This window comes from Paenibacillus sp. JT31N11, assembly GCF_056269285.1.
Map to the genome: position 1 here is coordinate 397537 of NZ_JBWDNQ010000007.1, position 8867 is coordinate 406403.

Genomic DNA, 8867 nt, shown 5'->3' on the forward strand with positions numbered 1-8867 from the left:
GATTTATATTATAAAGAGTCGCAACAAAATCTCAATCGTTAAAAAACCGGCTTTTGTCAACTAATCAACATATGATTTGTTTTTGTTCATAATCATCGAAGGACGGTGATCCAACCATCATGCCTAAAGTAGACAGAAGAATAATGAAAACGAGGGAAGCCATCAATAACGCTCTAATTGAGTTGATGTCCGAGAAGAGCTTCGAAAACATTACGATCAACGACATCTCGGAAAAAGCGAATCTTAACAGGGGGACACTTTATCTTCACTATACGGACAAATATGATTTGCTCGACAAATGTATAAAGGATCATTTGAGTCATATGCTGGAGTTTTGCACGTTATCGAAGCCTGGCGAGGAAAAATTGGATGTTATCAATTCCCCGCTGCCGATGTTTCAATATTTTGAAAAACATTATTTATTCTATTCCTCCATGCTGAGCAATAAAGGTATAACTTGTTTTCAGGAGCAGTTGATCCTGATGGTCAAAAATGGAATTACCGAGCGATTGAATACCGGGGAAGTTAACCATGGGGATAACAAAGAGGTTGTCATTCAATATATGGCATCTGCTTTCGTCGGAGTCGTGGAATGGTGGATTAAAAATAAAATGCCGCTCTCTCCGGAAATGATGGCGCAGCAATTATGGGACATCTTCAAAAAAAATTTTTCCCAGTTAGTGAGTGCCGTCCCCCAAAACGGGCAGTTGACTTGACCAGCGTTAACCTTGACTATGTAAGGTCTACAGCTCTTATAAGCCATACAAATAATCCCGCCTGATGACGGGATTATTTGTGCTTGTTCCTTGTATGTCGTACAGCTTACAGATTCCTCTCCAACAATACCCCCAGTTGTTCTGCCAAGACCTGATGCGGGATTGGCTTTTCATTCATAAACCACCATTCCACTACCCCTACGTAAGCCGATGCAACAAACCTGACAAAAGCATCCTCATGTAATCCCTGGTTTTTCCCTTTGGTTACATCCACCTCATTCCTGAACTGCTCGACAAGAAAGTCAAGAAACCGGGTACGAAAATAAGGAGCTCCTTTACTCGCTAACATCATCGAAAAGAATAAATAATTTCGTTCAAAATATTCGGTCCAGAGCGGTGACCCGCTTATAAAATCCATATCAGCTGCCGCTGTGCACTTTTTCCGGAGTTCATTGATATGTGTCTCTATAAGCTTATCGAGCAAATCATATTTATCCAAATAATGAAGGTAGATGGTCCCGCGACTCACATCTGCCCTGTCGGAGATATCCTGTATCGTAATGGCATCAAAATTTTTCTCGGACATCAGTTCAATAACCGCTTTTTTTAACGCTTCTTGCGTTTTGAGAATTCTTCTATCCACTTTAGACATTAAAGGACCACCAGACTTTCTGAAAATAATAAACAATACTTAAGCGATTGTTCACTAATTGACAAATCACGCTCATCTAACAATTGCATGCTTTTTGTATCCGTTTATAATTATAGACAGATGTTCATTAATACATCAAGGTTTATTATTGGATTACCGTTTAATTATGAAGAAAGGAGAAAGCCTGTTGGAGAGCGAACCCGCAATTTATTAATCATCGTAACGCAGCAGAAACTAAAAAGGAGATGTTAAAATGACCGTTTTAAACAAACCTCTATCCGGTAAAATCGCATTCGTAACGGGCGGATCCCGCAGCATTGGCGCGGCGATTGTAAGGAGACTTGCAAGCGAAGGGGCATCCGTAGCCTTCACCTATGTCAGCGCGCAAAATAAAGCGGAAGAACTGGTTCGGGAAATTCAGGAAGACGGCGGCACCGCCTTGGCCGTTCGTGCCGACAGCGCCAATGTCGATGCTGTAAAAGGCGCGGTCGCGGAAACGATCAACGTATTGGGCGCCATCGATATTGTGGTGAACAATGCAGGCATCGCCAATGTGAAGCCCTACGATGAGGTTACGATCGAAGAATTCGACCAGATGGCGGCCGTAAATTTCAGGGCGGTGTTCGTGGCGATCCAAGCCGCAGGGCCGCAAATGAAAGAAGGAGGCCGCATTATTAATATTGGCAGTATTAATGCCTCCTGGAATCCCATCCCCGGAAACAGCCTGTACGCTGCAAACAAGGCCGCTGTGGCCGGATTGACGCGCGGTCTGGCCCGTGATCTGGCTCCAAAAGGCGTTACGGTAAATAATATTCAACCGGGACCGGTCGACACGGATATGAACCCGGCAGATGGCCCTTACGCATCGCTCGCCAAAGGGATGATTTCGCTGGGGCGGTACGGCAAAGCTTCCGAAATCGCAAGTATGGTCGCTTATCTCGCCTCGCCCGAAGCCAGTTTCATTACAGGGGCGACCATCAATGTCGATGGCGGTGTCGTAATCTAAAGGCGGATCGAAGACTTTAACGAATAAGCTTGCCGGTATTATTGTAAAATAACATGAAAACCTGACTATATCATAAAAAGAAACGAATGGGTCAAGACCCCATTTGGTGTACAGTAAAAAGCAAGCTGGCGCCTGGTACTTAACCGGTGCCAGCTTCATTTTCTTTGCACCTTCTGTGATGGTAAAACAGGAAGCAATCTCAATTCTGACGTATAATTGCTATACAAGAAGAAACGGCTTCGCTGTCCTTCGGAGGTGCAGCAAGAAAAATGCACCCCCTAGAATTCATCGGATCCCTCGGGGGTTTTATCCAATGTCTATTCTAAAGGGTGCACTTCACACAAGTGGGGGGAGGTTCTTTTGGCATAAACGATATAGCTCCAGGCGGGAGCTAAAAAATCATCAAACAGCCTTGTGTTCAATATCATTAAATATTAATAGGACAGATGTTTTTTAGTTGCCACCAGCTAAGGCGTTATTGCATGCGCGGCCGGATTTTCCAAGCGGTATAGTGGACGCCGAGGCTTTGCTCCTGAATGAACGCATTGGGCGTACAAAAATCAAGCTGCAGCGATGCGCCCAGCGCAATCGGACCGAGCGGACAATGCGGCGCTACAGCCACATCGTAGGCTTCCGCCATACCGGCATCAGCCTGACACATCGCTTTGGTTAAACGATTGTCATTTCGCAACGTGTTCCAGCAGCTCAGCCGTAATGTCTGCGAGGCGAGCCGCCGACCCGGGTGAGAACAGACTGCTTCGAACACTAAGTTCAGTGTACATATTAAATGCGCTGAGCGGTTCCTTGGGTGGATCGTCAAGGAGGCGGACGATCGGAGGTACGACATCGGCAGCAGGTTTGGCCAGCGCCTTCTGCTTTTCGATATATGCCGCCGTCGGAGCATCGAACTCGCCGGCGAAGCTCGTCGAAGTCGTTCCCGGGTGGAACAGCACATACCTGACCGGGCCCTCGCCATGGCGTTTGGCGAAGGTGACCCCGAGCAGATCATTGAACCGCCCGGTCATGAACATCGCTTTCACACCATCGTATTGCCGGGCGCTCTGCAGATCTTCCCAATCTATCGGTGTTTCGTGGCCTGGACCGGACACGTTTACGATAACCGGGTTATCCGCTCCCTCGAGGGCGCCGAGAAGCCCGTAGCTAAAGAGAACGCGACTCAGATAGAAAAGCGCAAAGTTGTCTTCGAATCCTTCGGAGGTCACTGACCGGTACGTCCGGAAATAACGAGCGCACATAACAAGGCCGTCTATTTGGGGATAGGCCTCGATTACTTCGCTGACGGTTCGCTTGGTGCTCGACACCAGACTGAGATTATCTGCCGGGACGAAGGCTGCGCTTCCTGGCGCACTGGACGCCTCCTGGATGAGCCGGTCACCCTTCTTCGGGTCCGTTCCGATCACTATGACATGGTCTCCCCTCCAAAACAGCGCGCGGGCGACGGCTGCACCGATACCATCTGTTCCACCTGTAATCACATAGGTCTTTGTCATGCCATATCTCCTTTTACCTGCGATAACTTTTGCACGTAAATAGTATAATATAAGGTGATTTCCAATAAAATTGAATCATTTTGATGTTATCATTCAATAATTTTGAATAAAGGAGTGCTCAAAAATGGAAATACGTCACCTTTTTACATTTCGCACCGTTGCCTCGACATTGAATTTCTCCCGGGCAGCAGAGGCGCTCAATTATGTGCCTTCTAATGTAACCATGCAAATTCAAGCTTTGGAAGAGGAACCCATGTCATGACCCAGATGCTGCGGCATAAGGATAAATGGTTGTCGCCTGCGATAGAAGCTTTCATTGATGTGGTTAAGGATGTTTTTGAACCGGCACCTGGCTCTCCCCAAAGCTAGCCGTTACAACTACCGTAAATGACGAACACGTTCAAATGAATGAGTTCAAACCAAGCGGAGGCATAGTGCGTTGAAGGATGAAGCGCGTATACATACAGATTGATTAGAGAACTACTATAACGTTCAAACTAAAATTTCAGTAATATGGAGTATGATCAAATGCCTTTCATTGCTTTGGACATAATATTCATACTTGCGGCATGGCGCTGGGGAGATTGGAGACATTGGCAAAGATATCATTCGACCATTTTGTATTTCTTGCTTGGAGACGTTATTTATATGGTGCTGACAAGCAATTATCCGCTATGGCAGCATCAGCCCTGGCCGCCAATTCATTTTTATTTAGGTGTCGAACTATGCTGTTTGGTGTGCTTTGCATCTACCGCGCTGATATACCTTGGTTTATTCCCAAACGGGGTCGATAAGTCAATATTATGGATTGCATTTTGGGTAATCGTTTATTCGTTAATCGAGGTATTTTATTTGTTTTGTGGGGCGATTAAACATTTTAACGGTTGGACCATGCTTTATTCCGTTTTATTCAATATGATCATGTTCCCGTTGCTTCGATTACATTTTTCCCGGCCATTACTAGCGTACACGATCTCCATACCGCTTGCTATTGCAATACTGGTCATATTCAGGGTTCCGATTAAATGATGATTGGGAGCGACCCATGCTGACCTGAGAGCAGCGCACGGATAGCCTCCACGATCGAGGTCACCGGCAACCAGCAAGCGAACGACGAACCCTGATTTGACCAATAAATGGAAAGCAGACCGATTTGAAATAGATATCGGTCTGTTTTTTACACAGGAATGGAAGAAATCACACGGTTATATCTGGCCAATCGCAATTTTTATATCTGTGAAGCGTCTAAGCAAAGTACAAAGGCAACTTTTGCTTCCAATCGGCCGCCAGGGGGCTGACCGTTGGGTGTCGTGGGTTGAGGACGGGCATACCAGGCGCGGGCTCGTTGTCAGTCTTCGATTGCCTGATAGACTGTGGTCCAGAAGTCGTGGATAAGATGCACGGAATCCGCAGTGGACATCCCGACCTGGGTGAGCAGGATTCCGGTGAGCTGATTGACCGGGTCGGCGTAGGTCGAGGTGCCGGTACCGCCGTCCCAGCCGAACTGGCCGATGGGCGCGTAGTTGCCGCGGTAGGTGCGCACCGCCATCCCAAAGCCCCAGCCGCCGTGAGACGCATGGCCGATGTTCCTGTACATGGTGTCCCGGGCAGCTTGTTGCTCGGGCGTGAGGCGATTAGTGGTCATCAGCTCGACGGCGGTCCGGGACAAGATCCGTTCGCTCCCGTGCACACCGTGATTCAGCAGCATCTGGAAGTAGGCGTGATAGTCGTCGACGCTGGAGACCAGCCCACCGCCGCCGCCCTGAAACACTGGAGGCTGGCTGAACCTTCCGCCTACCGCCTCGTCCCACATGAGGAATTCTCCGGTCTGTGGGTCGGGCCCGTAAAGGGGCGGTAGCCGGTCGATCTTGCTGGCGGGCACATGGAAACCGGTGTCCTTCATCCCCAGCGGATCGAGAATGCGCTCACGCAGGAACGTCTCCAACGGTTTGCCGGTGACCCTGGCGACAAGCACGCCCACTACCTCGTTGCTGAGGTCGTACTGCCACCGTTCTCCGGGCTGATACGATAGCGGCAGCTCGCCAAGGCGGCGCATCCACTCATCTGGATCAGGCGCCGGCCCGGATGCCACGCTGTAGTCGGTCCGCTCGAAGGTCGCGGCCCTGATCGGGGACTGCATCAACGCGAAATCTACTCCGAGCCCAAACGTGGAAGTCAGCAGGTCCCGTACGGTGATCGGCCGCCGCGCCGGCACGGTGTCCTCCAGCGGGCCGTCGGCCCGTTTCAGCACCCGACGGTCGGCGAGTTCGGGCAGCCACGGATCTACCGGGTCATCCAGCCGCAGCCGGCACTCATCGAGCAGGACCATCGCCGCCGCCATCGTGACCGGCTTGGACGTCGACGCCATCCGGAAGATCGTGTCCCGGCGCATCGGCGCGCCACCATCATGGCGCATCGTCCCGATCGCTTCGACATGCGTCTCACCGCCCCGGCTGACCAGGGCGACCAGCCCGGGAATCTTCCCGGACTCGACATGCCGTGCCAGCACCTCGCGCATTCTGCGCAGCCCTGTTTCGGAGAAGCCAGCAACATCCTTCATATTTTCTGACGAACTGAAATTTTCTGTTGTAATCTTTTTCATTTGATTTCCCTCTCTTTCCTTTTTAACAGCCCTATTGTTTTAAACTATAAATTCTCTTTTGTTACTCATGCTTTAAAGCCCTTTGTCAACAAGGTGTATTCGATGCATTATAAAATCTGAATATTGGCAATATTCTGGGTAATCAGAATCGAGATATGTCCTGCAGCTTCCTTCTTTACCTATTTCACACCCGCTTTTTAAACGCCCTCATCGCAAAGATATAGGCCACGAGCATAATTCCGATGCACCACGCAAGCGCGACCCATATGTCATTGCCCACTGGCTGACCTGACAGCAGCGCACGAATGGCTTCCACAATCGAGGTCACCGGCTGGTTATCGGCAAAGGCGCGGACGACCTTCGGCATCGACTCGGTCGGCACAAACGCCGAGCTGATAAACGGCAGGAAGATAAGCGGGTAGGAAAAGGCGCTTGCACCTTCCACCGTTTTTGCGGTCAGTCCGGCAATTGCTGCGACCCAAGTTAAGGCCAGCGTAAACAGCGCGAGTATGCCGGCTACGGCAAGCCATGATCCTATCCCCGCCGGCGAACGAAAGCCCATAACGAGCGCTACGAGAATGATGACGACAACCGAGATGGCATTGGATACCAGCGAGGTCAGCACATGCCCCCAAAGCAAGGCGGAACGTGAAATCGGCATGGTGTGAAACCGCTCAATGATGCCCCGCTGCTTATCCAAAAACAGGCGGTAAGCCGTATAGGCTATCCCGCTTGCAATCGCAATCAGCAGGATACCGGGCAACAGGTAGTTCACATAGTTATCCGTACCGGTTTGAATGGCGCCGCCAAGCACATAGACGAACAGCAGCATCATCGCAATCGGCGTGATGCAGACCGTGATGATGGTGTCCATGCTGCGGAAAATATGGCGCATGGAACGCCCGAGCATCACACTAATATCGGTGAAGAAATGATTTTTTGACGCCTCCATTTACATGGCCTCCTTCTTGCCGACGATGGAGAGGAATATCTCTTCCAATGTCGGCTGTTTTTCAACATACTCCACCTTTGCGGAGGGGAACAGCTTTTTCAGCTCCGCGAGCGTGCCGTTTGCGATAATCTTACCCTCGTGCAGAATGGCAATTCGGTCGGCAAGCTGCTCAGCTTCCTCTAAATATTGCGTGGTCAGGAAAACCGTCGTGCCCCCGCCGGCAAGCTCCTTGACAATCTTCCAAACCTCGATGCGCGCCTCGGGGTCAAGCCCCGTCGTCGGCTCGTCGAGGAAAAGGATCGACGGTTTTCCCACAAGGCTCAAGGCGATGTCGAGCCTGCGGCGCATCCCGCCCGAATACGTAGACGCCCTGCGGTCGGCAGCGTCTGTCAAGCCGAGGCGTTGAAGCAAGTCGTCCGCAACCTGACGCGGATTTTTGAGGTATCGCAGCTTGGCAATCATGGTCAGATTTTCCCGTCCGGTCAACATTTCGTCCACGGCGGCAAATTGCCCGGTCAGACTGATTGCCTGCCGCACATTGTCGGGTTTGGACGCAACATCGAATCCGTTTACGGTGGCGGTTCCGCTGTCTGGCTTGAGCAGCGTGGTGAGGATTTTGACAACCGTGGTCTTGCCCGCCCCGTTGGAGCCGAGGAGGGCGAAAATACTGCCCTTTTCCACCTCGAAATCTACGCCCTTTAGGACTTGAAGCTGCTTGTAGGATTTTTGCAGTCCTTTCACTTGAATGGATGTGGTTGGCATATTTTCCCCTCCTTATCGAACGGTAACCTTGGACAAATCGGCATCCATGCCTTTAAGGGCGGCATAGGTCAGCTTATCCATGACTGCGCCGTCAAAGCAAATGGTTTTGATAACACGGTAATATCTTTTAGACCAGGAAGACGTTGGAAAAGATACGTTCTTGAGTGTTGCGCCCTTAAACGAAACTTCGTTCAGTGCCGACTTGTCAAACTTGACACCGATAAAGGTTTGCCCGTCAAAACACAGCCCTCCCAGATCGGAAGAATTGAACTCCACGCCGTCAAAGATACAGTTTTCAAAAATTGTTTTACTGAGGTAGGTCGCGTCCAGCTTGACGTCGGTCAGTTTTACGCCTGTAAATTTGGCTCCGACAAGCCACGACTTGCTGAAATTGGTTCGTACAAGGATCGTCTTATTGAAGCTTGCATTTGCCAGGTCAAGGGCAGATAGGCTGCAGTCCGTCAGGTTCGCGCCGTCAAAATTGGCTTCACGCACGTCGCTGCCCTTAAACGAACTGCCTGTCAAGTCTGCGCCTGCAAAGTCGGATCCGTGCATCGCGCTGCCTTTAAACTGTCCTTTATGGGCCGTAACGCCTGCAAAGTCGCTTTTCGCCAGGTTGCTTCCGTTAAAGTTGGTCACCACCTGCCGCTCGAGCGAGCGGGAGAG

9 protein-coding genes and 2 pseudogenes are annotated in these 8867 nt (G+C 50.3%); 4 read left to right on the plus strand and 7 right to left on the minus strand.

Annotated elements, in window-relative coordinates; genetic code table 11:
• Nucleotides 1-143: 143 nt before the first annotated feature.
• Complete coding sequence (locus AC0YNV_RS24335) at nt 144-716, plus strand: TetR/AcrR family transcriptional regulator (protein ID WP_475770326.1); 573 nt, start codon at nt 144-146, stop codon at nt 714-716.
• Between the two features lie 106 nt (nt 717-822).
• On the opposite strand, the gene AC0YNV_RS24340 is transcribed toward AC0YNV_RS24335, so the two are convergent.
• Nucleotides 823-1368: a TetR/AcrR family transcriptional regulator gene (locus AC0YNV_RS24340; RefSeq protein ID WP_475770327.1), complete on the minus strand. Its 546-nt coding sequence runs from the start codon at nt 1366-1368 to the stop codon at nt 823-825.
• A 253-nt stretch (nt 1369-1621) separates the two neighbouring features.
• On the opposite strand from AC0YNV_RS24340, the gene AC0YNV_RS24345 reads away from it, so the two are divergent.
• The gene (locus AC0YNV_RS24345; RefSeq protein WP_475770328.1) at nt 1622-2374 is read left to right on the plus strand and encodes a 3-oxoacyl-ACP reductase family protein; all 753 of its coding nucleotides are present in this window, start codon (nt 1622-1624) and stop codon (nt 2372-2374) included.
• Nucleotides 2375-2882: 508 nt separating this feature from the next.
• On the opposite strand, the pseudogene AC0YNV_RS24350 reads toward AC0YNV_RS24345, so the two are convergent.
• Both AC0YNV_RS24350 and AC0YNV_RS24355 read right to left on the minus strand, forming a co-directional pair.
• A pseudogene (locus AC0YNV_RS24350) lies at nt 2883-3020 on the minus strand (enolase C-terminal domain-like protein); the annotation flags it as partial.
• Nucleotides 3021-3054: 34 nt separating this feature from the next.
• Entirely contained in the window at nt 3055-3885 is an 831-nt protein-coding gene (locus AC0YNV_RS24355) for an SDR family NAD(P)-dependent oxidoreductase (protein WP_475770329.1), read from the minus strand.
• A gap of 124 nt (nt 3886-4009) precedes the next feature.
• Between AC0YNV_RS24355 and AC0YNV_RS24360 the strand changes: the two are divergent.
• Together AC0YNV_RS24360 and AC0YNV_RS24365 are read left to right on the plus strand one after the other, a co-directional pair.
• Nucleotides 4010-4135 (plus strand): annotated as a pseudogene (locus tag AC0YNV_RS24360) (LysR family transcriptional regulator); the annotation flags it as partial.
• A gap of 278 nt (nt 4136-4413) precedes the next feature.
• Nucleotides 4414-4914 carry a CBO0543 family protein gene (locus tag AC0YNV_RS24365; RefSeq protein WP_475770330.1) on the plus strand — a complete coding sequence of 167 codons (501 nt, stop codon included), beginning with the start codon at nt 4414-4416 and terminating at the stop codon, nt 4912-4914.
• A gap of 319 nt (nt 4915-5233) precedes the next feature.
• Here the strand turns inward: AC0YNV_RS24365 and AC0YNV_RS24370 are convergent, their stop codons facing one another.
• From AC0YNV_RS24370 to AC0YNV_RS24385, 4 genes are all read right to left on the minus strand, one after another.
• Nucleotides 5234-6487 (minus strand): serine hydrolase domain-containing protein, encoded by a 1254-nt coding sequence (locus AC0YNV_RS24370; RefSeq protein ID WP_475770331.1) that lies wholly within the window; start codon nt 6485-6487, stop codon nt 5234-5236.
• Nucleotides 6488-6671: 184 nt separating this feature from the next.
• Nucleotides 6672-7439 (minus strand): ABC transporter permease, encoded by a 768-nt coding sequence (locus tag AC0YNV_RS24375; RefSeq protein WP_475770332.1) that lies wholly within the window; start codon nt 7437-7439, stop codon nt 6672-6674.
• Entirely contained in the window at nt 7440-8201 is a 762-nt protein-coding gene (locus tag AC0YNV_RS24380; RefSeq protein WP_475770333.1) for an ABC transporter ATP-binding protein, read from the minus strand.
• 12 nt (nt 8202-8213) lie between these two features.
• The coding region (locus AC0YNV_RS24385) for a pentapeptide repeat-containing protein (protein WP_475770334.1) at nt 8214-8867 on the minus strand (654 nt) is incomplete at its 5' end.

Coding starts and splice junctions, on each gene's coding strand:
- AC0YNV_RS24335 (WP_475770326.1), top strand. CDS start 144: ATGAAAACGAGGGAAGCCATCAATAACGCTCTAATTGAGTTGATGTCC.
- AC0YNV_RS24340 (WP_475770327.1), bottom strand. CDS start 1,368: ATGTCTAAAGTGGATAGAAGAATTCTCAAAACGCAAGAAGCGTTAAAA.
- AC0YNV_RS24345 (WP_475770328.1), top strand. CDS start 1,622: ATGACCGTTTTAAACAAACCTCTATCCGGTAAAATCGCATTCGTAACG.
- AC0YNV_RS24355 (WP_475770329.1), bottom strand. CDS start 3,885: ATGACAAAGACCTATGTGATTACAGGTGGAACAGATGGTATCGGTGCA.
- AC0YNV_RS24365 (WP_475770330.1), top strand. CDS start 4,414: ATGCCTTTCATTGCTTTGGACATAATATTCATACTTGCGGCATGGCGC.
- AC0YNV_RS24370 (WP_475770331.1), bottom strand. CDS start 6,487: ATGAAAAAGATTACAACAGAAAATTTCAGTTCGTCAGAAAATATGAAG.
- AC0YNV_RS24375 (WP_475770332.1), bottom strand. CDS start 7,439: ATGGAGGCGTCAAAAAATCATTTCTTCACCGATATTAGTGTGATGCTC.
- AC0YNV_RS24380 (WP_475770333.1), bottom strand. CDS start 8,201: ATGCCAACCACATCCATTCAAGTGAAAGGACTGCAAAAATCCTACAAG.